General features: G+C 61.4%; 21 protein-coding genes and 3 pseudogenes. 15 read left to right on the top strand and 9 right to left on the bottom strand.

Features of this window, described 5'->3' with window-relative positions:
- Positions 1-136: 136 nt before the first annotated feature.
- Positions 137-523 (bottom strand): response regulator transcription factor, encoded by a 387-nt coding sequence (locus VGM71_RS16785; RefSeq protein WP_331547268.1) that lies wholly within the window; start codon positions 521-523, stop codon positions 137-139.
- A gap of 180 nt (positions 524-703) precedes the next feature.
- Between VGM71_RS16785 and VGM71_RS16780 the strand changes: the two genes are divergently transcribed.
- Positions 704-1,714 carry a DUF1993 domain-containing protein gene (locus tag VGM71_RS16780; protein ID WP_331547266.1) on the top strand — a complete coding sequence of 337 codons (1,011 nt, stop codon included), beginning with the start codon at positions 704-706 and terminating at the stop codon, positions 1,712-1,714.
- Positions 1,715-1,740: 26 nt separating this feature from the next.
- Here VGM71_RS16780 and VGM71_RS16775 read toward each other — a convergent pair whose 3' ends face one another.
- A complete protein-coding gene (locus VGM71_RS16775; protein ID WP_331547264.1) occupies positions 1,741-2,658 on the bottom strand; it encodes an NADP-dependent oxidoreductase in 918 nt (305 codons plus the stop codon).
- 174 nt (positions 2,659-2,832) lie between these two features.
- Here VGM71_RS16775 and VGM71_RS16770 point away from each other — a divergent pair, with 174 nt between their 5' ends.
- The 10 genes from VGM71_RS16770 to nhaA all read left to right on the top strand — a co-directional run bounded on the left by VGM71_RS16770 (position 2,833) and on the right by nhaA (position 14,137).
- Entirely contained in the window at positions 2,833-3,789 is a 957-nt protein-coding gene (locus VGM71_RS16770; protein ID WP_331547262.1) for an AraC family transcriptional regulator, read from the top strand.
- A gap of 90 nt (positions 3,790-3,879) precedes the next feature.
- On the top strand, positions 3,880-4,443 hold the full coding sequence (locus VGM71_RS16765) for a hypothetical protein (RefSeq protein WP_331547260.1): 564 nt from the start codon (positions 3,880-3,882) through the stop codon (positions 4,441-4,443).
- Between the two features lie 159 nt (positions 4,444-4,602).
- Complete coding sequence (locus tag VGM71_RS16760) at positions 4,603-5,166, top strand: ferritin-like domain-containing protein (protein ID WP_331547258.1); 564 nt, start codon at positions 4,603-4,605, stop codon at positions 5,164-5,166.
- A 12-nt stretch (positions 5,167-5,178) separates the two neighbouring features.
- Positions 5,179-5,583, top strand: coding sequence for a c-type cytochrome (locus tag VGM71_RS16755; protein ID WP_331547256.1), 405 nt, complete (start codon positions 5,179-5,181; stop codon positions 5,581-5,583).
- A 92-nt stretch (positions 5,584-5,675) separates the two neighbouring features.
- Positions 5,676-6,557, top strand: coding sequence for a magnesium and cobalt transport protein CorA (locus VGM71_RS16750; protein ID WP_331547254.1), 882 nt, complete (start codon positions 5,676-5,678; stop codon positions 6,555-6,557).
- A gap of 28 nt (positions 6,558-6,585) precedes the next feature.
- Positions 6,586-7,725: an efflux RND transporter periplasmic adaptor subunit gene (locus VGM71_RS16745; RefSeq protein ID WP_331547252.1), complete on the top strand. Its 1,140-nt coding sequence runs from the start codon at positions 6,586-6,588 to the stop codon at positions 7,723-7,725.
- Positions 7,722-10,922: a multidrug efflux RND transporter permease subunit gene (locus VGM71_RS16740; RefSeq protein WP_331547250.1), complete on the top strand. Its 3,201-nt coding sequence runs from the start codon at positions 7,722-7,724 to the stop codon at positions 10,920-10,922. Before VGM71_RS16745 ends, VGM71_RS16740 begins: the two co-directional genes overlap by 4 nt.
- Positions 10,922-12,373, top strand: a complete 1,452-nt coding sequence (locus tag VGM71_RS16735; RefSeq protein ID WP_331547248.1) for an efflux transporter outer membrane subunit — start codon at positions 10,922-10,924, stop codon at positions 12,371-12,373. The genes VGM71_RS16740 and VGM71_RS16735 overlap by 1 nt, the downstream gene beginning before the upstream one ends.
- 68 nt (positions 12,374-12,441) lie before the next feature.
- Entirely contained in the window at positions 12,442-12,849 is a 408-nt protein-coding gene (locus VGM71_RS16730; RefSeq protein ID WP_331547246.1) for a hypothetical protein, read from the top strand.
- Positions 12,850-12,892: 43 nt separating this feature from the next.
- Positions 12,893-14,137, top strand: a complete 1,245-nt coding sequence (nhaA, locus tag VGM71_RS16725; protein ID WP_331547244.1) for a Na+/H+ antiporter NhaA — start codon at positions 12,893-12,895, stop codon at positions 14,135-14,137.
- Between the two features lie 66 nt (positions 14,138-14,203).
- On the opposite strand, the gene VGM71_RS16720 is transcribed toward nhaA, so the two are convergent.
- The 4 genes from VGM71_RS16720 to VGM71_RS16705 all read right to left on the bottom strand — a co-directional run bounded on the left by VGM71_RS16720 (position 14,204) and on the right by VGM71_RS16705 (position 16,540).
- Entirely contained in the window at positions 14,204-14,587 is a 384-nt protein-coding gene (locus tag VGM71_RS16720; protein ID WP_331547242.1) for a hypothetical protein, read from the bottom strand.
- A 236-nt stretch (positions 14,588-14,823) separates the two neighbouring features.
- Positions 14,824-15,249, bottom strand: coding sequence for a GNAT family acetyltransferase (locus VGM71_RS16715; protein WP_331547240.1), 426 nt, complete (start codon positions 15,247-15,249; stop codon positions 14,824-14,826).
- A gap of 118 nt (positions 15,250-15,367) precedes the next feature.
- Positions 15,368-15,559, bottom strand: coding sequence for a CPXCG motif-containing cysteine-rich protein (locus tag VGM71_RS16710; RefSeq protein ID WP_331547238.1), 192 nt, complete (start codon positions 15,557-15,559; stop codon positions 15,368-15,370).
- A gap of 126 nt (positions 15,560-15,685) precedes the next feature.
- Entirely contained in the window at positions 15,686-16,540 is an 855-nt protein-coding gene (locus VGM71_RS16705) for a PA4780 family RIO1-like protein kinase (RefSeq protein WP_331547236.1), read from the bottom strand.
- Positions 16,541-16,812: 272 nt separating this feature from the next.
- Here VGM71_RS16705 and VGM71_RS16700 point away from each other — a divergent pair, with 272 nt between their 5' ends.
- Positions 16,813-18,237, top strand: a complete 1,425-nt coding sequence (locus tag VGM71_RS16700) for a nodulation protein NfeD (RefSeq protein ID WP_331547234.1) — start codon at positions 16,813-16,815, stop codon at positions 18,235-18,237.
- 1 nt (position 18,238) lies between these two features.
- Entirely contained in the window at positions 18,239-19,033 is a 795-nt protein-coding gene (locus VGM71_RS16695; RefSeq protein WP_345786177.1) for a slipin family protein, read from the top strand.
- Between the two features lie 162 nt (positions 19,034-19,195).
- On the opposite strand, the pseudogene VGM71_RS16690 reads toward VGM71_RS16695, so the two are convergent.
- The 3 genes and pseudogenes from VGM71_RS16690 to VGM71_RS16680 form a co-directional block, all read right to left on the bottom strand.
- Positions 19,196-19,366 (bottom strand): annotated as a pseudogene (locus tag VGM71_RS16690) (IS3 family transposase); the annotation flags it as partial.
- An 86-nt stretch (positions 19,367-19,452) separates the two neighbouring features.
- Entirely contained in the window at positions 19,453-19,641 is a 189-nt protein-coding gene (locus tag VGM71_RS17730; protein WP_414675156.1) for a helix-turn-helix domain-containing protein, read from the bottom strand.
- Between the two features lie 116 nt (positions 19,642-19,757).
- On the bottom strand, positions 19,758-19,964 hold the full coding sequence (locus VGM71_RS16680) for a hypothetical protein (protein WP_331547232.1): 207 nt from the start codon (positions 19,962-19,964) through the stop codon (positions 19,758-19,760).
- Between the two features lie 145 nt (positions 19,965-20,109).
- On the opposite strand from VGM71_RS16680, the pseudogene VGM71_RS17725 reads away from it, so the two are divergent.
- Together VGM71_RS17725 and VGM71_RS16675 are read left to right on the top strand one after the other, a co-directional pair.
- Positions 20,110-21,225: pseudogene (locus VGM71_RS17725) on the top strand (ESPR-type extended signal peptide-containing protein); the annotation flags it as partial.
- Positions 21,226-21,270: 45 nt separating this feature from the next.
- Positions 21,271-23,731: pseudogene (locus VGM71_RS16675) on the top strand (hypothetical protein); the annotation flags it as partial.

Here is a 23,731-nt window from a genome sequence, read left to right as displayed (position 1 = left end):
CAATGCTGCTCCAACCGGCCAATGTAGGCAGGAATGGAGCGAAGTAGCGAAGACGGATATGCAGCGCCTCAAGAATAACAATGGCTGAGAGGGTGCCGTGACGGCGCCAGAGTTCAAACGCCCGAAAGAGTGAATATCATGTTCCGCGACGCAAGGGACAGGCGCGACGAATCGTCTCCAGGATGTCGTCCCGGCTCGACGCCTTCAGGAACGTCGTCGCGGCACCACGTCGCAGGGCGCGATGCGAAACCGGGTCGTCAGGGTAGGTAGCCATGGCGATGACGCAAAGACGCGGCGACGAATGACTCAGCAGATCGATCAGGTCCAGGCTGGTCGGTTCCTTCAACTCGATATCCACAAGGGCGACATCGGGTCGTAACCGTTCTACAAGAGACAGAGCGGCACTGTCGTCTTCTATCTCTCCAACGACGTCCATATCGTCGGTCTGCTCGATGATCGCCCGCAGTCCCTCGCGCATCATGCGGTTCCGGTCGGCGATGAGAATCCTTACTTTGTTTCCCACTTTGTCTTCCCGGCGCTCGTCGTGAGGCTATGTATTGTTCAGTTCGACCGCATGAACGTACAACTCCCTAAGGAGTGGATCGATGTGCCAAATGCCGACTCCATTGAGTGTTCCCGGATTCTGGACCGCGTGGGGAAATACCCTGAGACACGTGCCCGGAAGATAACCATGTCGCTAACCATGTTCGAATCCAGCATTCCCGTGCTTTGGCGCGGACTGGGCGTGCTCCTGTCCTACATCGATCGTATCGAGGAGGCGCAGGCGGAGGGGAGGGTAGACGCCGGGGATATCCTCGCGGCAAAGCTGGCTCCGGACATGCTTAATCTCGGCCAGCAGATCCAGATTGCCTGCGACAACGCAAAGGGAGGGGCCGCGCGATTGACCGGTCGCATGGCGCCCGCGTTTTCGGATGACGAGAAGACCCTCGCCGATTTCCGGGGCCGGGTCAGCAAGACGCGAGCCTATCTTCAGACCTTCAGCGCGACTCATTTCAACGGAAGCGAAGACCGCGCCATCGATCAGTCGTTCCGGCACGCGAACTATTCCATGCCGGGCGTGGACTTCCTGCGCACCGTGTTGCTACCGAATTTCTATTTCCATATCGCCATGGTGCACGGGATACTTCGTCATGAACACTTCCAAATCGGCAAGGCCGATTACTTCGGGAAGTTCCAGGTAGGCAACCCTGCATCGGAGCTGGCACCGCTGGCAGGCGTCCGCTTTCTCACCGTCGGGGAAGCAGGTGTATGGGCGGAGCAATATGGGACGCCGGGGCCTTTCCGCCTGTCATTCACGACGAAGGCCGCCGTTGTCACTTCACGGGAATTCGCCGATGGCCTGATGGAGGATCTGGGTGGCCTCGACGGCGGACTGCTCAGGTTCACGGACTGGATCTGGGACGAAGAATACGACCGCGACCCCACACAGGCTTACCGCGACCAGTACGGCGAGGAGCGGCCCCTGCTCGAGGCTCCCGGTGTCCTTTTCGGACCGGAGGGCGCCCGCGTCGCCGCGGAACTGCTTTCACTGATCCTGGAACGCGGGTGGTCGGCGCGGTTCTACCTTCGCTCAGGCGCGGCTGCGCTGCATATTGAGGAAGGCAGTCGTTTCATCCTCTTCAGTAAAGAAGAGGATACGGAGCGGCGAGTTCAATTCCGGCTGATCGAATCGGGGCTTGGAAGTTCTGAATGACCTGAAAACGTCGTCGCCCCGGGGTTTCACGAACGGACGCGGATGATCGTCTTTCCGCTAATCCGCGTGGTCGGATGGAACGACTCGACGGCGTCGTCGAGGCTGGCAACATGTCCGATATTCGTTCGCAGCCGTCCGTCCCGCACGCGCTGGACGATCTCAAGCAGCTGGCCACGATCGGACTCGACGACGAAGTCGATCGCCCGGCCGTCGGCGGGGCGTGCCTCGACCGGCCCGACAACGCTCACCAACGTTCCTCCGGCTCGAATCAAGCTGGCGGACCGCTTCTGGATGTCGCCGCCAATGACGTCGAAGACCAGATCGACTCCACCGATGTCCTCGAGGGCGTCATTGTCGAGATCGACGAATTCGTGCGCTCCAAAGTCGAGCGCTTTCTGGCGGTCGGCGGCACGTCCGGTCGAGATGACATAGGCGCCTGCTTCTCGCGCAAGTTGCGCCACCATGGTCCCGACGGCACCGGCTGAACCGTGCGCAAGGACACGTTGCCCCGCTTGAAGGCGGCCGTGCTGAAACAACCCCTGCCACGCGGTCAGCCCGGAAGTCGGAAGGCTCGCGCCCACCGTAAAGTCGACGTCGCCCGGCAGCGGCGCGAGGTTGCGCGCCTCGACCGCGACGTATTCCGCCAGGGTGCCGTCGCGATACCAGTCCGTGAGACCGAACACCCGCTGCCCTACCGACAATCCCGTCGTGCCATAGCCCAGGGCGGTGACCACTCCCGCCACGTCGTGGCCGGGAATCGACGGCGCCCGGTTCCGGCCGAGACGGTCGGCTCCGGTCGACGGCCAACTCAATTCGGTAGGGATGAAACCCGAAGCAAAGACCTGAACGACGACATCGTTTATCGCTGCCGTCGGCTCAGGCACCACCATCAACTTCATTTCCGTCGTTCCCTTGGCTGGGTCCGTCGCTACGATCGCTTTCATGGCATTTCTCCTCGGTTGCTCTTGTTCGTGAAGAAAAATCACGGTAGGGAAACAACATACTCCGGGCAACCCTCGATCGGGGTGTCACCATTGATCCACTCAAACGAGGCTTCGCGAGAACAGCACCGGCATCGACACTAGAAGCCTTCCCCTGAACCATGGCGAAGATGTTCGATGCCGAAGGAGTCGCACAGCCAACGGATCGCTCAAGCCTTTGGTTTGAAGGATGCGCCTTCTGCTGTCGTATGCATCTCGCCAGGGCTTGCGATGACCTTGGTGGACCTCGACAAGTCCGGCGGTGAAGGAGGGGAAAGCCATCCCATGCGGCCCGACGATGCGTTCCTGATGATGCACTTGCTGGATCGACAGGGCGATTTCCGATTCCGCAGCAAAGACCAGGAATGGCATTCGACACCGATTGCCGAGAACGAAAGTTGTCTTATCGACCTTCGCGTACCGTTCTCGCTTTCCTGGTCTCATCCGTTGCGTGCTCTGGCGCTATATGTGCCGCGGCACGTTTTCTTCGGTGAAAGCCCTTTAGGCGCCGAACGACACACGCTTCGATGTGATCGGCGGATGGATGACGCGGTTCTCGCTTCGATCTTCGGGTGTTTGCGAGACTTTCCCTTTGACAGGCGCTCCCGTCATCGTGATCTCTTCGTGAGGCACATGCTTCTGGCGGCCTGCGCAAGGCTCGTTCAAGTCCACGCAGTCGAGGTGACGGAACGCCGCAAGGTACCGCGCGCACTCACGGGCGAACAACGACGCAGCGCGACTTCCATCATGTGTGACCGGATAGAGAGCGGTGTCTCGATACGGGAAGTTGCGACGGCCTGCGGCGTCGCGCACGCCGGATTCGTTCGGGCGTTCAAGCGATCCTTCGGTGTTTCGCCTCGCGACTGGCTCACGGCTCGCCGACTCGACAGGGCCGTCGAGCTTATGGGCGATCGATCTTTACCGCTGACCGAGATCGCCCATAAGGTGGGCTTTTCCGATTCAAGCCAGTTCAATCGGATTTTCACCCGATTCGTGGGTCGTCCGCCCGGCGAGTGGCGTCGTGAGTCATTGGGCATCGACCCACCGGGAAGACTGTCTTTCATCCTCGATCACCACCTTTGCCATCCGGTCTGAATCGCGCCATTCACTCGACCCTTTCGAGTGTTGTCCAGCTGGTGTCGAGCGTGTGCCAATGCGCCGTCATCGCTGCGTACGAGAAACATCATGCCATCGTCGATATTCGAGAACTCCCTCGACGGGGAGGGCATGTCGACGCCAGGATCGGCGAGATTCCTCACGCCTACCGAATCCTCGGCGTGGCTTGCGTCTCGGGGGCTGGTAGAAAAACCCGCAGCCGGCGCTCCCGGCACGAATTTTTTCCAGTTTGCCCCTCGACCGACTTTCGTCAGCCTTCGCGAGCTCTTTACGGCGCTGTTGGCGGTCTCGGAACCGTTTGATGGCGGGCTGCTGCTGTTTGACAGCTGGCATTGGGAGGGTGGGTGCGCATCGGATCCCACAGCGTCTTATCGCCGGGGAAGGGGCGATTCGCGATCGCTGCACCAAGTCCCGGGGTTCGTGGTCGGGGCCAACGAGGCGATGGAGGCCGCCGAGCTCCTGGCGATGACGGTGGAGCGCCGGTGGGGCGCGACCTTCTACTCGGCATCGAAGAGGGTGACCTTCGTGCTTCGCGACGGAAATCAGGTTGATGTGTTTGCGACCCACCTTGGCGTCGAACGATGTATCCAGCACCGGCTCGTGGAGCTAGGGGCGGTGTTGTTCATTCCCTGAGGCTCTCGTGTCTTGGCGTATCTTGCCATTTTCAGGAACCAACCCTGTGACCTGATTCCAGCTTCCGAAACGCGTGGGCAAGGCGACTCGATCGGGGGTATCTCGTCAAGCCGATGTAAGTTCCACTTAGCCTCCCATAGACGCGCAGGAGAAGTGCAAATGAACGACTTAATCGACAGCCGACGGACGTTCCTCACGCGGGCCGGCATCGCCACGCTCAGCCTGAGTGCTGGCGCGCTGTTGACGCGCAACGCGGTCGCCGCCACGGTAGCACCCTCGAGCGATATTGGCGTCGTCCAAACCGCGCTTGCCATCGAACATGAAGGAATCGCCGCGTATCGACTTGCCGGCAAGAGCGGGCTGCTCTCCGCTGGTACGCTCAAGCTCGCACTGATATTCAAGGGTCACCATGAAGCCCATCGGGATTCACTGGTCAAGCTTGTTACGCAGGCCGGTGGAAAGCCTGTCGAGCCCAAGACGGACGCTCAGTATGTCTCCGAACTCAAGCTGGGCTCGCTGAAATCCGAAGGTGATGTCGTCGCGCTGGCCACGATGCTTGAACACGGTGCCGCTAGCGCCTATATCGGCCAGGTGACGTCGCTGAAGGATCCCAGGCTGGCCAAGTTGTTCGCATCGATTTCGGCAGACGAGGCGATTCACTGGACCACGCTCAATAACGCCGCCGGCACGCCGATTCCCACCGCCGCATATGTGTTCGGCTGAGCGGAGCGACGCATGGATTTTCGATATTTACTGGTGGGCTCGCTGATGGCGATGGCGGTCAGCGGCCTGGCATCCGCAGGAGACGATGTCGCTGCGGGGCAGGTGCTTTACCAGAACACGTGTGGGGGTTGCCATTCCGTGGACGCCGACCGTATCGGCCCACGCCACCGAAATGTGGTGGGCAGGCCAGTCGCCAGCATTCAGGGGTTTGACTATTCGCCCGCACTCAAGGCGCTGGGTGGCGTCTGGACGCCGGCAAGGCTGGATCAGTGGCTGAGTGGCACGCAGAAGATGGCGCCGGGAAGCAAGATGTACCTGGAGCTGGACGATGCCGAGAAACGGCGGTTGATCATCGCCTACCTCGAATCAGTATCCGCTCCCGCCGGCCACGAGGGCATGCAGGCGACTAGCCACTAACGCATATGAGTATCGTAGCGGCGGTTTTCGGCGGGAACGATGGGCTGGCCTGGGTTCCCTGGGACGGGACGTCGCTCTGCCTCGTGGGGGACATGTTTGCCTGGATCGATGTAGTCGATGTCAAGGGCGAGGAAATTGCCGCGCTCCAGCGTGTGTTCGGCCTGCATGACCTGGCCGTCGAAGATTCGATGGGGAGCCCGCAGATTGCCAAGGTCGATCTTTATGCGGATCACGTATTCATCGTCGCGAAAGCCGCCGAGCTTGGAACCTCTGAAATCCTGTACACGGACGTCGGCATTTTCCTGACCAGTAAACGCGCGATCACGGTCTGTCGAAGCGAAACGTCCTTTGGGTACAACCTGAGGCAAAGCATCCACCGTATCGCGAGGCACGACATCGGTGGACCGGAATACGTGGTCCACGCGGTACTCGACCTGATCGTGGACGACTATTTCCCGGTAGTGCAGATGATCGCCGATGAAATCCTGCTTATCGAAAAGCGCCTGCTCGACGAGCCGCTAAGCAGGGACGATATTGCGCGAATTTTCCAATTGAGACGCGAAGCGATCCACTTCCAGCACACGATCACGCGGATGACCGAGGTATGCAACAAGCTCGCCACGCTTACCATCCCCTGTGTCCCCAACGAAGCGCGGCCTTATTTCCGCGACGTGCTGGACAAGCTGCTGCGCATAGAAGGTATGACGACGGGTCTCATTGACGTCATCCGCACTGCACTCGAAGCCAGCAGCCTTCTGGAGCAGCAGCGCCAGTCGCTGATTACCCGACAGCTCGCGGCCTGGGCCGGGATCCTGGGTGTCCCTACCGCTATTGCGGGCATCTACGGAATGAACTTCGTCAACATGCCCGAAACACAGGCGCGCTGGGGATATTTTGCCGTGCTCGGCGTGATGGCATCGATTTGCACGCTCCTTTATTGGCGTTTCCGCCGGCTTGGCTGGCTGCAGAAATAAATACGACTCCGACCCAGGGAACAATCCAATGACCCATGCCCGCCGCCATCCTTTATCGGTTGCCGCGTCTGGTACCGCCTTCGTTCTGCTCCTGACAGCGTGCAGCCACGGCAGTACCCCTGGGACCGCGCAGGCGCCCTCCGTGGATGTCGCCGAGGTCATCGGCAGGCAGGTATCGGAATGGCAGACTTACTCGGGTCGTCTGCAAGCGGTGAACAGCGTCGACATCCGGGCGCAGGTGCCCGGAATGATCACGAAGGTCTACTTCCGGGACGGTCAGCTGGTGAAGAAGGGTGACCCTCTCTTCCTTATCGACCCCAGGCCCTACCAGGCAGCCGTCAACCGTGCCGCGGCGCAGCTCGCGGCCGCGCGTGCACGGGCGACCTTTACGAACGCCGATTACGCTCGCGCGCAAAAATTACTCGCAGGCAACGCGATTTCCCGGCGCGATTTCGACGATCGGTTCAATGCGTCACTCTCTGCCTCGGCCGACGTAAAGGCTGCCGAGGCGGCGCTCGAACAGGCGAAGGTCGACCTCGGCTATACCATGATCGACGCGCCTGTCGACGGCAGGGTATCCCGGGCCGAACGCACGGTCGGAAATATCGTCGCTGCGGGCTACAGCTCACCGTCGCTGACCACGCTGGTGTCGATCTCGCCGATCTACGCCGATTTCGATGTCGACGAACAAACCTACCTTCGCTACCTGAGAACGACCGGCGAGCGTGAAGTGCAGGTGCGCCTGGGGCTGGCCAACGAGGCCGACACGCCTCGTCTCGGCAAGGTCGCGTCGGTCGATAACCAACTCGACAATGCGACGGGGACGATCCGGGTTCGTGCTTCGTTCCCGAACGACGACGGTCTTCTCGTGCCAGGCCTCTTCGCGCGGGTCTCGGTGGGTGCGGCCCTTCCGCATCCTGCGGTTCTCGTCGACGACCGGGCCATCTCGACCGACCAGGCGAAAAAGTACGTCCTTGTCGTCGACGAAAAAAAAACGGCGCAATACCGCGAAGTCACCCTCGGTGGTTTGGTTGACGGATTTCGCGTGGTCAGCACGGGTCTGAAACCAGGAGAGCGGATCATCGTCAACGGCCTCCAGCGCGTGCATCCAGGTGAGCCGGTTCAGGAGAAAGTGGTACCGATGACGGGCGAGAACGAAACGCCATGAACATCTCCCGCTTTTTTATCGATCGGCCCATTTTCGCCGGGGTCCTTTCCACGCTTATCCTGCTGGCGGGCATCATCTCGATATTCCAGCTCCCGATTTCCGAATACCCTGAGGTCGTTCCACCCTCGGTAGTGGTCTATGCCTCGTACCCGGGAGCCAATCCCAAGGTGCTGGCCGACACCGTGGCTGCGCCGCTCGAGGAACAGATCAACGGCGTGGAAGGCATGCTCTACATGCAGTCCCAGGCGAGCGCCGATGGAAACATCGCACTGACCGTGACTTTCCGTCTCGGTACGGATCCGGACAAGAATCAGCAACTGGTGCAGAACCGGGTGGCACAGGCGCTGCCACGCCTTCCGCCAGACGTGCAGTTGCTGGGTGTCACGACGATCAAGTCGTCGCCGACGCTGACCCTTGCCGTGCATCTGATCTCACCGGACGGCCGATACGATCAGACCTACCTGCGCAACTACGCGCTGATCAATGTCAAGGAACGGCTGGAGCGAATCAAAGGTATCGGCCAGGTCGTCATCAAGGGTGCCGGCGACTACGCCATGCGTGTCTGGCTGGATCCCCGGAAACTGGCGGAGCGCAACCTCACCGCGACAGACGTGGTGGCTGCGATCAGGGAGCAGAACGTCCAGGTGGCCGCTGGGCTTATCGGCGGCGCGCCGATGTCTGGCAAGGTTCCCTTGCAGCTGAGCATCAACGCCAAGGGTCGATTACAGACGGAAGACGAATTCCGCGACATCATCCTCAAGAGCGAACACGGGGCACTCATTCACCTGCGCGACGTGGCGCGCGTGGAACTCGGTGCCGCCGAATTCGGCTCCGGTGCTCTGCTGGACAACAAGGAAGCCGTCGCGCTCTGGATATTTCAGCTGCCGGGCGCGAATTCCCTCCAGGTTTCGCATGACGTCCGCGAGGCCATGAAGGACCTGAAGGTCGACATGCCGCCGGGCGTCGAATACAGCATCGTTTATGACCCCACGACCTTCGTTCGCTCCAGCATCGAGGCTGTGATCCATACGCTCATCGAAGCGATAGCCCTCGTTGTCCTCGTCGTTATCCTGTTCCTGCAGACCTGGCGCGCCTCCCTGATCCCTCTGTTGGCCGTACCGGTTTCGATCGTGGGTACGTTCTCGTTGATGTTGTTACTGGGCTACTCGATCAACGCGCTGTCGCTGTTCGGTATGGTCCTGGCGATCGGCATCGTGGTCGACGACGCCATCGTGGTCGTGGAGAACGTCGAGAGGAATATCGAATCGGGACTGTCGGCGCGCGACGCCACGTACCAGGCGATGCAGGAGGTGAGTGGCCCCATCGTGGCCATCGCCCTGACCCTGGTTGCCGTCTTCGTGCCATTGGCCTTCATGTCGGGCCTGACGGGACAGTTCTATAAGCAGTTCGCCATGACGATCGCCATCTCCACGGTGATCTCCGCATTCAATTCGCTCACGCTTTCTCCGGCGCTCGCGGCATTGCTGCTGAAGGGCAGGGAAGAGAAAAAGGATGCGCTCACCCGGGGTATGGATCGCGTCCTCGGTCGCTTCTTCGCTGCCTTCAACAGGGTGTTCCGTCGAGGGTCCGATCATTACGGTTCCGGCGTTACCCGGGTTATCCGGCACAAAGGCGCCATGATAGCGGTCTATCTCGTCCTCCTGGCCGGCGCCATCTTCATGGGGAATACCGTTCCCGGTGGCTTCATTCCCCTGCAGGACAAGGAATACATCGTCGCCGTGGCACAGCTGCCCAACGGCGCGTCGCTCGATCGCACGGTGGCCATCACTCGCGAGATGGGCACGATCGGGCTTGCACAGCCAGGTGTTGAGCACGCGGTTCAACACCCGGGCCTCTCCGTGAACGGCTTCGTGAATTCATCCAGCGCCATCGTCATGTTCCTGAAACTCAAACCCTTTGACGAACGGCACGGCGACGCCGAGTCGGCGGGGGCGATCGTGGCGGCATTGAACCAGAAGTACGCCGCTATCAAGGGCGCGTACATCGCGGTGTTTCCGCCGCCACCCGTGCTGGGCCTCGGTACCCTGGGCGGTTTCAAATTCCAGATCGAAGATCGAGGCGCACAGGGGTATACCGCGCTGAACGAGGTCACCAAGGCGTTCCTGGCGAAGGCGGCGAAGACGCCCGAACTGGGCCCGGCGTTTACCAACTATCAGATCGACGTACCTCAACTGAAGGTGGATCTGGACCGCGACAAGGCCAAGCAGCTCGGCGTGGCGGTGACCGATGTATTCAACACGATGCAGGTTTTCCTGGGCTCCCAGTACGTCAACGACTTCAACCGGTTCGGTCGTGTGTTCCAGGTTCGCGTGCAGGCCGACGCGCCGTTTCGCGCCCATCCCGAGGACATCGGGCTGTTGAAGACACGCAATGCGGCGGGTGAAATGATTCCGCTGGGCTCGCTGGTCAAGGTATCCAGGACCTTCGGCCCGGAATCGGTGGTCCGGTACAACGGATACCTGGCAGCAGACGTCAATGGCGGCCCGGCTCCCGGCTATTCCTCCGGCGAAGCCCAGGCCGCGGTCGAACGTGTGGCCGCGGAGACGCTGCCGCGTGGCTTCCGTTTGGAATGGACAGACCTGACCTACCAGCAGATCATCGCCGGCAACGCATCACTGGTGGTGTTTCCTGTGAGCCTGCTGCTGGTGTACCTGGCCCTCGCGGCTCTCTACGAAAGCCTGACCTTACCGTTGGCCGTCATTCTGATCGCGCCCATGAGCCTCCTTTGCGCGTTGATCGGTGTCTGGCTTGATAACGGCGACAACAACGTCTTTACCCAAGTGGGTTTGATGGTCCTGGTAGGCCTGGCGTCCAAGAACGCGATCCTGATCGTGGAATTCGCGCGCGAACTGGAGATCCAGGGCCGATCCATCGTCGACGCCGCCATCGAGGCGAGCCGGCTACGTCTGCGCCCGATCCTGATGACCTCCATTGCGTTCATCATGGGCGTGCTCCCGCTGGTTTATTCCCGTGGCGCCGGCTCGGAGACACGACACGCCATGGGCGTCGCCGTATTCGCCGGCATGCTCGGCGTGACCCTGTTCGGCCTGCTTCTGACGCCGGTCTTCTACGTGATCCTTCGTCGCCTGGCCGGCGCACATCGGCTGGAGGACAAGCATGGACGAAACGGACGCGTCATCGGTATCGAAGACGGGATCCCGGGGAGGGCCAGCTGATGCGCGTGTCACCGACTCTCGTGGCCATCGTGTTGGCTGCAGGCGTGGCAGGCTGTTCACTCGCTCCCAAGTACACGGTGCCCGATGTGAGCGCCCCCGCGACTTATAAGGAAGCGCTTAAGGACGATACAGCGGGAAGCTGGCAACCCGCATTGCCTGCTGAAGCCGCGTCGCGTGGCCAGTGGTGGGAAGTGTTTGGCGACGCCGAACTCGATCGCCTCGAAAAAGAGGCCCTGGCAGGCAACGTCGACCTGGCCGCAGCCGCGGCCCGCGTCCAGGAAGCGCGGGCAGCGGAGCGGCGGACGGGTGCGGCTCGCTTCCCCGACGTGTCCGCCGGCTTCGGCCCCACCCGGCAACAGAATGCGCCGGAATCCCTCGGTGTACCCGGTGGAGGGGAACGGCCCAACGCTCAGACCGTATGGCGGGCCCAGGCGAACATCTCCTATGAAGCCGACCTCTTCGGCCGCGTGGCGTCGAGCGTTCATGCGTCGCATGCGGATACGCAGCAGACCGAAGCGTTGTTCCGGTCGGTGCAGTTGGTCCTGCAAGCCGATGTAGCGCTCAATTACTTCCGGTTGCGGGAGCTCGATGCCGAGCTCGAGGTCTACAACCGCGCGATCGATCTGAGGGAGCAGGGCACGGTCTTTATCCGGCATAGGGCGGAAGCCGGCGAAGTGACGGATCTCGAAGTCGCTCAGAGCGAAGCCGAACTCGCCTCGGCGCAATCCGACGCGATGACTGCCCAACGGTTGCGGGCCGATACGGAGCATGCGTTGGCGGTCTTGCTGGGCAAGGCGCCCGCCGACTTCAGCTTTGCCTCGTCGCCGCTGAAACCTGTTGTCCTGCGTATCCCTGCCGGTCTTCCTTCGGCCCTGCTGGAGCGCCGTCCGGACGTAGCAGCCGCCGAGCGCGCCATGGCAGCGACAAACGCGCGTATCGGTGTCGCCAGGGCAGCGTACTTCCCCTCGGTCATCCTGACCGGCACGGGTGGTTACGAGGCCGAAAGCCTCGCCAATGTCTTCAAGTGGTCAAGCCGAACCTTCCTGCTGGGTCCCCTGGTGGGCACAGCCGTCAACCTCCCGCTCTTTGATGGCGGGGTTCGCAAAGGCAATCTTGAAGGCGCGAAGGCCCGGTACGAGGAGAGCGTGGCCAACTATCGCAGCCAGGTGTTGCTGGCCTTCCGCGAAGTCGAGGACAATCTAGCGGCATTACGTATTCTCGAAACACAAACCACGGTACAAGGCGACGCCGTCAACGCGGCCTCTCGCGCTTTCGGCCTGTCGAAGGTTCAATACGAGGACGGCTCGGTCGCCTACCTGAATGTCCTGGATGCAGAGCGCTTCGTGCTTGGCGCGCGCCTTAACGACGTCCGGCTGCGAGGGGAGCAGGCTGGTGCCACGGTAAACCTGATTCGAGCCCTGGGAGGTGGATGGGGTGATGCCACACCCTGAGCAGCCGATGTAGTCCAGACCAACCTTGAGCCGAGACGACGATCATGCCAGCCACCACTTTGGGCGCCATGCTCCACATCACAGAAACCTGCGCGAAGGCCGATTGCATGAAGGACCTGGAGCGCGAAGCCAGCCTCAACGGACCATGCGGTGAACGCGACCTGCGCCAGGTGCAGGAATTCTTCGATACCGTCCGCACGGAATTCACCACGCGTATCCTGGCCGGCGCCGAGGTGGTACCTGTAAGGCTGGGAGCCGGGCAAAACAACACAGTGGCGCTGATCCTGCAAACGTTTCGCTGGGCGCCCGATTACGACATCCGGAACCCGACACATCCCTATAATGCCGTCTGGAAAGTATTCGATACCTGGTGCACCGACAACGAACTTGCTCCTGTGTTGCGCAAGTTCCACGACGATCGCGGGAAGGAGCACTGGTACGAACTGAGCGTACATTCGGCGATAAACGCTCGCTAACGGGCGCCATCCTTGGGGCAGGGGTGGCCGACGACATTCCGGAGTGAGAGTATTCAATAACCATTCCGGGCAGGACAGTCCATTGCTTTCAACCCTCATTTGGCGTCCCTTCCAACGCATCCTCGATTTTGTCTCCGGTTCGGCCACCGGCGGTCTCGTGCTGATGGGCGCGGCAGCAAGTGCCATTGTCGTGGCCAACTCCCCCTGGCGAGGCGCCTACGAGGTCTTCTTCGCGTTTGCCGTCGGGCCGTTAAGTGTCCTGCACTGGGTCAACGACGGACTCATGGCCATCTTCTTCCTGCTCGTTGGCCTTGAAATCAAGCGCGAGGTCATCGACGGGGAACTGGCGGACAACCGGTTGCGCGTGCTCCCTGGCCTCGCGGCTCTCGGCGGTATGGGGGTGCCGGCGCTAATCTATCTATTGGCCAACGGCGTGGGCGGGGAGACGGCAGCGGGGTGGGCCATCCCCTCCGCTACGGACATCGCTTTTGCGCTTGGTGTCGCAACCCTGCTGGGTAAGCGGGTTCCCGCATCGTTAAAGGCGTTCCTTGCGGCCCTGGCCATTATCGACGACCTCGGCGCAGTCATCATCATCGCAGCCTTCTACACGCCGCACCTGAGCATTCCGTACCTCGGCGGAGCGCTGTTGGTAGTCGGGGCCATGGCCGGTCTCAATCGCTTCGGGGTGCGCACGCTCTGGCCTTACCTCGCGCTGGGCACGCTGCTCTGGGTGCTCGTGCACGCGTCCGGCATCCACGCGACCCTGGCCGGCGTGGCCACTGCTTTTTGCGTTCCGCTCCGCGACGACATGGGGCGAGCGCCATCGAACGGAGACTGCACCAATTCGCCGCTGTTGCGGCTCGAGCACGCACTCCACCGGCTGGTGCCGCTGACCGTTCTACCTCTCTTCGGATTTGCCAATGCCGGCATCAGCTTCTCTGGTATCGGACTTGGACAGTGGCTCGCCCCCGTCACCGTAGGCGTCGGTCTTGGCCTTGCCCTCGGTAAGGTCATTGGCGTGTACTTCACCGCCTTGATCGCCATTCGGCTTGGCTGGGCAGCGATGCCCCGGGGAGCGCACCGCCGTCAGCTGCTTGGCACAGCCATGCTGTGTGGTATCGGTTTCACGATGTCATTGTTCATCAGCTTGCTGGCCTTCCCGGGGAATGCGCCCCTTCAGGCCGAAGCGAAGCTCGGCATCGTTGCCGGGTCAATCCTCTCGGGGATCGCCGGCTGGGTTTGCCTGAGCGGCGGGGAGGGGCGGTTGGCGGCTGGGCGTGCCGCTTAAATCATCTCGCTTCCACAACACAAGGCTGGGCACCGGGCTCTCAGGCAGGGACCGGTGCCCGGGCACTCAGGTGCGCTGTTGTTTCGCACGCAGCTCTTCACTTGTGAAGACTGCCTCCGGTACTGCTTCCAGGTGAGCGCGGTCGATGGGTTCGCCATTACCATCGGAAATGCCGTAAGTGCGCTCGCCAAATTTTGCTAACGCCCGGTCGATGGCGACGACTCGGGCTTCGCTCCGCGCGAGCACGGCCTCATTATTGGCTTGCTGCTCCAGCCGATTAGCATCGTCGACCTCATCCTGCGGTTCGTCGCCTGCGGCTTGCTGCAACGTGTCCTCTTCGGCGCCGGCGGCGTCACCGGTGGCGATCAGCTGCGCACGCAGCTCCAGCAAGCGTTCGCGTTGGCGGCGGAGGAAGAGTTCGTCAAGATCGGTGCGAGGACTGTGTGCCATGTATGACTTCCAATGATATGGCGCGTGCGCCGCATGAACCTACGGTAGGGGGTTGAAGCCCCCCGGAGAACCCTCGATCAAGTGCGGGCGATCGCCTCGGCACACGCTCAATATCTGCATGACTGTCGCGAATCACTCCTTCGAGTCAAGCTGCTTGCCGCATTGCCCGGTATGCTTGCGGGTAGTCTCCGATTTGCAGATACGTTCGGTCGATCTCACTGATCGACGGATGTCTTCTATGCACCGCTATCGAGTTTCTTGCCGAAGGCGATGAAGTCGCCGCGTTCGTAACCGCAGGCTTCATAGAAGCCTGCGGCCTTCGCGTTGCTGCCTTGCACGAGCAACCGCACAACGGGCGCCCCCTGACCGGCGAGCCAGGTTTCCGCGCTCTGCACGAGTCGCTTGCCAGTGCCTTTGCCGCGTTGGCTGTCCGCCACCGCCAGCGAATAGATCCATCCACGATGGCCGTCGAAGCCGGTCATGATGGTTCCGACGAGGGTGCCGTCGTCTTCCCGGGCTCCGAAGATCACATTCGTCGGGTGGGACAGGGCGAGACGAATGTCTCGTTCGCTGTCGTTCCAGGGATGGGCCAGGCCCGCTTCTTCCCAGAGAGCCACGACTTCAGGGACGTGGGATGCTTCTATCTCGACGATGGTTTGCATAGAGGCTCCCGGCGCCGCCCTTTCCCTCGGGAGGGCGATTAGCCGATTGGTTTGTCGAACTATTGGGGTTTGAGACGGAACAGGCCACGGATCGCGAACGCGCTCCCACAAAAGGGGCCTAGCCGTCGTTCTCCGCGAAAGCGGAAACCGCGAATGATTCGTCGCCTTCGTCCACTACCAGCCGGATTGTGATCGGGCGGCAGCACACCTGGCAATCCTCAATATAGGTCTGGCTCCCCGCGGAGACATCCACGGCCACTTCGATGGTCTCGCCGCAGTAGGGGCATGCGATATCGGTGAACTCATTCACGGTTTGTGCTACCTCGACTCGTAATGTTCGCGCAGGTTCTGTGGCAAGGAGTCTACCGCTTGCAAGTCACCCATGCGCGCCTTTGGACGAACGAAGAAAGCGAGCAGGGCGGCCGTCTATCCGGTTCTATTCTTCCGCCGCCGCTTCGCGGCCCTGCTGTCGAATCAGCGCTTCTTCACGCGCATCATTGATGGATTGACGGATGCTATCCAGGTCCACCTCGGATTCGTCTGGCTCGAATTCGCCGGTCAGTTCCGAATCGGGTCGCAGCTCACCGGCTTCGAACATCGCCCACATCTCCTCGCCGTACCACGTCTCAAATAGCTCGGGTGCCCAACGTCCAAGATGTGCGGTGAGGTTGTTGACGTCACGCAGCAGCATCGCGCGCGCCGCATTGTTGCCCCCGGCACTGACGACCTGGGGGAAGTCGATCACTACCGGCCCATCCAGGCCAATCAATACGTTGTACGCGGACAGATCTCCATGAATCAGTCCGATACACAACATCCGCACCACTTGCCGCACCAGTACTCGATGGTATTCACGCGCCGTCTCCGCACTGAGTTCAACCTCACCCAGGCGGGGTGCGGAGAAACCTTCGGCGTCAGTGACCAGTTCCATCACTAGTACGCCGTGGAAGTAGCCATACGGCTCAGGTACGCGTATGCCAGCGTCGCGCAATTGGAAGAGCGCATCGACCTCAGTGTTCTTCCAGGCTACTTCCTGTTGCTTGCGCCCGTACTTGCTGGCTTTGCCGATCGCACGGGCCTCGCGACTGCCTCGTACCTTGCGACCTTCCTGGTACTGCACCCGTTGCTGGAAGCTGCGTTGCGCGGAGTCCTTGTAAACCTTTGCGCACCGTACTTTATCGCCGCTGCGGACGATGTAGACCGCCGCTTCCTTGCCACTCTTGAGTGGTCGCAGCACTTCATCAATGACGCCATCTTCGATCAGCGTCTGCAAGCCTTGAGGGGTCTTCACGGGTGTCTTTGGGGGTGATTGGCGAAGCGATGGCGGCCATTAACCGATAAGTATCGCATTTTCGGGTGCGTGTAGCCACCGGTGAGGCGGTTTGACGATGTTCCAGTTGCTCGCAGGCTGAGCAGCGTGTGTCCTCACAGTCCGTTAACCGGTCAGGAGTAGGGTCTTCAAGACGAACGATGATTTTCTCTTAGCGATCGAACTGATCGCCAGAGAGGCGAACTAACCCGTTCCACGGGACGGTTCCCGCCGCGCGGTGAGGATCATGAGCAATGGCCAAGACTCACGCTATCAGGGTTTTCTCCATCAGGGTCTTTGGCGCCCTCGGCCTTTCGCTTGCCGCCTTGTTGTGCTGGGGATCGACGGGTCCCCAGCAGAGCGTCCGGTCGGTGCCGGTCCTACACGTCGAGAACGCGATCGGACCGGCGACTTCCAGCTATGTCGTCCGGGAGTTACGCAAGGCTGCGGTTGCACATTCGCCATTTATTGTTATCGAGATGAATACACCTGGCGGCCTCGACAGCTCGATGCGCGAAATAATCCAGGAAATCCTGCGTTCGTCGGTGCCTGTAGTGACCTATGTGAGCCCGAGTGGCGGGCGTGCCGCGAGCGCCGGGGCATTCATTCTCTACGCAAGCCATGTCGCAGCCATGGCGCCTGGCACCAATGTAGGCGCCGCGACCCCGGTGCAGATCGGCGGTGGCTCGCCGTTCTCGTCGCCGACGGATAAAACAGAGCGAGGGAAAGAGGGAGGCAAGCCTAAGCCCAATGACGCGAGTGAAGCAAAATCCCTTAATGATGCGATTGCATATATTCGCTCGATCGCCGAACTGCGAGGACGCAACGTCGACTTTGCCGAGGACTCGGTACGCAACGCGGCCAGCCTTTCTGCGCAGGCGGCGTTGGACCGGGGCGTGATCGACGTTGTCGCCCGTGACAGGCAGGACCTGCTTACCCAGATCCATGGCCGCTCGGTAACCGTCGGCAATGCTCAGGTCAAGATCGATACGCGAAATCTCATGCTCGTCGACGTCAATCCCAATTGGCTCACCAGGCTTCTGGCAACGATCACCCAACCCAATATCGCCATCATTCTCATGATGATCGGTATATACGGCCTCTTGTTTGAACTCATGAACCCCGGCGCGCTATTGCCAGGCACCGTTGGTGTGATCTGTTTGCTGGCCGGATTCTATGCGCTCACCGTGCTGCCAGTGGACTATGCGGGCGTCGCGTTGCTCTTGCTCGGGATCGGGTTGATGACAGCGGAGGCTTTTGCGCCATCGTTCGGCATCCTGGGCATAGGGGGAATCGTAGCCTTCGTCCTGGGCGGTGCGATCATGATCGATACCGACGTTCCGCAGTTCCAGGTAGCCAAGCCTGTCTTGCTTGTCGTGGCGCTTACGGGCCTCACGATGACCATCGTCTTTGCAAGAATGGCGCTGACTGCACGCCGCCGAAAAGTTGTCAGCGGTTGGGAGCACATGATCGGAGCTTCTGGCACGGTCCTGGATTGGAGCCAGGGCAAAGGTCATGTGTTTGTCCACGGGGAACGCTGGCAGGCGACCGGTGACGACGATCCGAAGGTCGGCACGAAGGTCGTCATCACTTCGCTTTCTGGTCTGGTGCTCCGTGTTGGCCGCGACGAACGCGCGGCTATCGATCCTGGCGCGGCGCCTCACATCAAGGAGACATGACATGGAAATGATCGGCAGCCTCGTTTTCTACATCCCGCTCTTCCTCATCTTGCTCGTCTTCCTGACGGCCGCCATCAAGATCCTTCGCGAGTATGAGCGCGGCGTGGTATTCACTCTTGGACGCTTCACGGGAGTGAAGGGACCCGGTCTCATCATCCTCATTCCTTATGTGCAGCAGATGGTCCGCATGGACCTCCGGACGGTTGTGCTCGACGTGCCCACGCAGGACGTCATCTCGCGCGATAACGTCTCAGTCAAGGTAAACGCCGTTATTTATTTCCGGGTGGTCGAGCCGGAACGCGCCACCATCCAGGTCGAAAACTTCATGCAGGCAATCAGTCAACTGGCTCAGACCACACTGCGTTCGGTATTAGGCAAGCATGAGCTCGACGAGATGCTCGCTGAACGGGACAAGCTCAACGCGGACATCCAGGAGATCCTCGACGCACAGACCGATGCCTGGGGCGTCAAGGTCGCCAATGTCGAGATCAAGCATGTCGATATCGATGAATCGATGGTGCGAGCGATCGCCCGCCAGGCTGAAGCGGAGCGCGAGCGGCGCGCCAAGATCATCAATGCGGAAGGTGAGCAGCAGGCCGCGCAGAAATTGCTCGAGGCGGCAGAAATTCTTGGCCAGCGGCCGGAGGCCATGCAGCTTCGTTATCTGTCGACGCTCAATGTGATTGCCAGCGAGCGGACCTCGACCATCGTTTTCCCGTTTCCTATGAATCTGAAGGACCTATTCGACGGCTTACCGTCGAGCCTGGGCCGTAATGGCCCGAAAGCTGGGTCTTAGTAGGGCCAGCTTGGTGCCGAGGACGAGCCGGTGCACGTCAAGATAGTTGTTGCCTCTGTCATGCAGCGAATAGTTGTATGTGTTCGGCGTGATGCGCCACCGCTACCACCGAATCACGCTCGGGGTTGAGCGTGACGGTACCGACGGGTGTCCAGTCGCGCGCAGGTAGGTCATGTCCCAGCACCAGATCTGGCGCGGCGCCATTGCCACATGCGTGGTCGGCAGGCGCGTAGCCTTGGGCGCCTTGGCCCGACCACGATGCGCGGTCTATCCATGGGCTTGCAAGACGCGAGCGAAGGTCGATTCGCTGGCGACATACACTCCCTCATCGGCCTGCACGGTACGAGCGCTCTCGGGCAGCAACAGGCGGGTTATCGCCCGGTCTTTGATGCTTGTCCGTATCGCGCCAACTCGTTCTCTCATCTTCGCCCCCGGGTTCCTGATTCTATCGGGGCGACAACTATTCTGACGCAGGGGGGGGACTCACGACTGATCGTGCTTGGCGCACGTCCGAGCGTACGGGCTATCGCGCGGGAGCTTTTGCGAGCTCGCATGCGCTGCTGAATTTCCACGCGCTCGTCCAGGGACAATTCTCGATACGCTCTCATCGCAACAGCTCTCCTGCGGAGCCCGGACGTATTGGAGAATCTTTCCGTACTGAGTTGTCGGCGTCAGTTCGTGCTCTCACTCAACAGGTAGGGGTAGCTAGTGTTCGTGGCCCTGGTCACCTCGCGCCGCCGTCCTTGTTTGGCCGTCCACATGGATGGATGTGACCGATGGTAAACCTGTCGAAATACATCACTTGAAGTTTTTGCAGGAAGAAGTTAGCGTCGAGCAGAATCCATGGGGGATATTCATCATTACGACGATGGCTTCTTTGCACCACCGCTCGCAGCGTAGTGGGCTTCTTCCGAGCGCCGGTCGAAAGCATCGGTGTTTACAGCACTTCCGTTACATCCCGAGTTTACGTATCGGCTTGATGCACGTCGTTCACCTTGAGCGGCGTCGTTTCGCGCCGAGCGCCCGCACATCTTCGGTAGTCGAGACGTGCGTTTTCTAACTGCAAGGAGGTAGAAATGAATCGGATCTACTGCACTGTATGGGACCGGGCTCGTCGTGTGCTCGTGGTGGCTTCGGAATTGGCGAAGCGACGCGGGACGTCGCCAGAAGGACGATGCGCAGTGGTTAGGAAAGGACTGATCCAGCAGCGTGTTGTCATTATGTCGATTCCATTTTCGATGACGGTATTAGGTGTGTCGCTACTATGCGCAGGCGCTGCTGAGGCATCGGTCGTTTACCCAAGCGCTGGCGTCCTCTGTAATGGAGGAACCGGCGCGCAGACATTTACGGGAGCGGACGGAACGTCGTACCAGTCGACGTTGGCGGATGGCAGCGGCTTTTTTTCGATCGTTACCGGTTGTGGCGCCGATGGAGCCAACAAGCTCGCGGTGACAATTTTCGGCGCGGGTGCGAGGGTGACGGCCGATTACGCGACAGCCCTGGGTTTCATGGCCAACGCCGGAAACCTGGCTACGGCAGTCGGCACACAAGCGGCTGCTACAGGAGGTTCTTCCATCGCGGCAGGTTATAACGCGCAAGCGACGGGAGCGACGTCAATTGCCGTTGGGGCATTGGCAAACGGTGCCAAGACAACCGCTTCGGGTAGTTTTTCTATTGCCGTCGGTGCAGCTGCGGTCGCGTCCGCGGTCGAAACCATAAGCATAGGAACCAATTCATCCGCACGAAGCAATCAAGACCAGGCTATCGGTACCGCCGCAAGCGCGCAAGGGACGGGGGCAGGTCTGGTCTTCCAGAAGAGCGATCCGTCGAATACATCGAATTTTGTAGGGGTCGATCCGTTGGACCTGGCCGTTGCGCCAGGCGCGGCAACGGCACTGGGATCCGCTTCGCATGCTAAAGGCACGTCGGCTTCTGCCATCGGTGACAACGCCAACGCGCTCGCGAACGGCGCGACGGCGCTGGGGGGCCTGGCTGTCGCCTCCGCCGAGAACGCTACGGCAATGGGTTTGAACGCAAACGCTAGTGGGGCCAGCAGCTTCGCGGCCGGCAATGGGACGACGGCCTCAGGCGCACGAGCGACGGCCATAGGAAGTTCTGGTAGCGCCGTCGGGCAAGACTCGATCGCCGTCGGTTCGTCCGCTTCGGCCCAGGCGGACGGCGCCGTCGCGATAGGATTGAATGCGCTTGCAGCAGGGGGGCAAGCGGTTGCCGTTGGTATGGGCGCAAACGCGCTCGATGGCAACGCGGTCTCGATCGGTGCGGGCAACCTGGCCAGCGGAAATGGTGCCGTGGCGATCGGCGATCCAAACACAGCCACCGGCACGGGGGCAGTTGCCCAAGGCGCGGAGAATACCGCGACCGGCAACGGAACCCTAGCCATGGGCAGCACCAACCTCGCAGGCTCGGGTGACCAGGCGGTCGGAGTTGCTGGTACTCCGGCCGATGGCGCAGTCGCGCTTGGCCAGAACAACAGAGCCGGTGGTCAAGGTGCGGTTGCCATCGGCAATGGCAATGTATCGACCGGCCAGGGAGCCATCGCCCTGGGTAACGCGTCGCAGGCCAATTGGGAGGGCGCACTGGCCCTGGGGGATCAAGCTCAGGCGTCAGAGTTTCATTCGATCGCCATAGGTGCCGCTGCTTCTGCCTCGGGACAAGCGGCGTCGGCGATCGGCCAGGATTCCGTCGCAAGCGGGACTGGCGCTTCCGCGTTCGGTTCCTCCGCCCAGGCGACCGCAAATGGTTCGGTGGCTTTCGGCGGCGGAACGTTGGCGTCTGACAACAACGCCGTGGCAATCGGCGCCGGTGCCAGGTCGCTCGGCTCGCATGGCGTCGCTATCGGCAGCGATTCCACGTCGGGTACGTTCGCAGGCGCAACAGCCATCGGCAATGGTGCTTCAGCCAACGCGACAGGCGCGACAGCCATAGGTTTCCAGGCGGTAGCGACAAATGCCGACGATCTGGCGCTCGGTTCCAATTCGGTGACGGCGGCTGCGGTCGGCACGACCGGCTTCACGATCAACGGCACGACTTATGCATTTGCCGGCACGACTCCAGGTTCCGCCGTGAGCGTGGGAGCGATCGGAACCGAACGCACTCTCACCAATGTGGCCGCCGGTCGCATCAGCGGCTCAAGCACCGACGCGATCAATGGCTCGCAGCTGTTCGCCACCAACCAGGCCTTGGAGACATTGAACAGCGCAGTGGAAAGCAGCACAACGTACTACTACAGCGTGAACGACGGTGGCACGGCAGGCGGAAACCACGACAACGATGGCGCGACCGGCCTCAATGCGCTGGCGGCAGGTGTAGGTGCCTTGGCCACAGGTATCAGTTCCACTGCCGTTGGCGGGGACACCACCGCGGCAGGGGTAGGGAGCGTCGCGCTCGGTCATACCGCAACGGCACTCGCCGACTTTACCGTCGCCATCGGTGACACCGTGTCCGTCGCCGCGGCAGCGGGCACGGGGTCCATCGTGGCTGGCCACAACTCACAGGTGAATGCCGGTATCGGGGCCATCGCGCTGGGCGAGGGGCAGACCGCGAACGGCGACGGGGGGGTGGCGATCGGTGATACGAACTCGGCGAATGGTGACGGCGCTGTGGCGATTGGCGCCAGCGGCAGGGCCAGCGGCAAGGGCGCCGTCGCATTGGGAAACGGTACGACGGCGCAAGGTCAGGGCTCGGTCGCCCTTGGAAACGCCAGCGCTGCACTGGCCCCCGGTGCGATCGCCATAGGCGACGGGGCCATCGCGGGCAGTTCGGGGTTTGTCGCACTCGGTTCTGGCTCTGTCACCGACTCGGTGGTGAACACAGCAGGCATCACCATTAGCGGTACGTCATACGCCTTCGCCGGCACGGCGGCGATCAGTTCGGTCAGCATCGGTGCGGCCGGTGCCGAACGCACCCTCACCAACGTGGCCGCCGGTCGCATCGACGGCGGAAGCACCGACGCGATCAATGGCTCGCAGCTGTTCGCCACCAATCAGGCCTTGGAGACGTTGAATAGTGCCGTGGAAGCCGGCGCAACGCACTACTACAGCGTGAACGACGGTGGCTCGGCTGGCGGAAACCACGACAACGATGGCGCCGTCGGCCTTAATGCGCTGGCGGCGGGTATCGGCGCCACAGCCACCGCCGACAACGGTACCGCGCTGGGCCAGGGTAGCGGTGTGTCGGTGCTCGGTGGCGCGGCGCTGGGTTCCGGTGCCATATCTGATCGCGCGATCGCGCCGACCTCCGGTTCGATCCTCGTTGGCACCAACGTCATCCCGTACAACACGACCGACCGCAACCTGCTCGGCTCGGTATCAGTGGGAAACATCACGGACTTCCGCCAGATCACCAATGTGGCGGATGGCACGGAGGACCAGGACGCGGTGACCTTGCGCCAGTTGAAGGGCGCGATGAGTTCGTTCTCGGTGACGCCGATCCAGTATTTCCACGCCAACTCCACCGCTACCGACTCGGCGGCCGTCGGTGCGGAGTCCGTCGCTATCGGTCCGCAGACCACGGTGAACGGTGACAACGGTATCGGCATGGGCAACGGTGCGATCGTGCAGCAGACGGCGCCGGGGGGCACGGCGATCGGCCAGAACGCGACAGTGAACCTAGCCGATGGCGTGGCATTGGGTACCAACGCGGTGTCAAACGGCATCCAGGCGTTGGCCCTGGGCGCGG

This window comes from Luteibacter sp. (assembly GCF_036499525.1).
GTDB lineage: Bacteria > Pseudomonadota > Gammaproteobacteria > Xanthomonadales > Rhodanobacteraceae > Luteibacter.
Note: the sequence above shows the minus strand (reverse complement) of the source record. Positions and strands in the feature narration are given on the sequence as shown.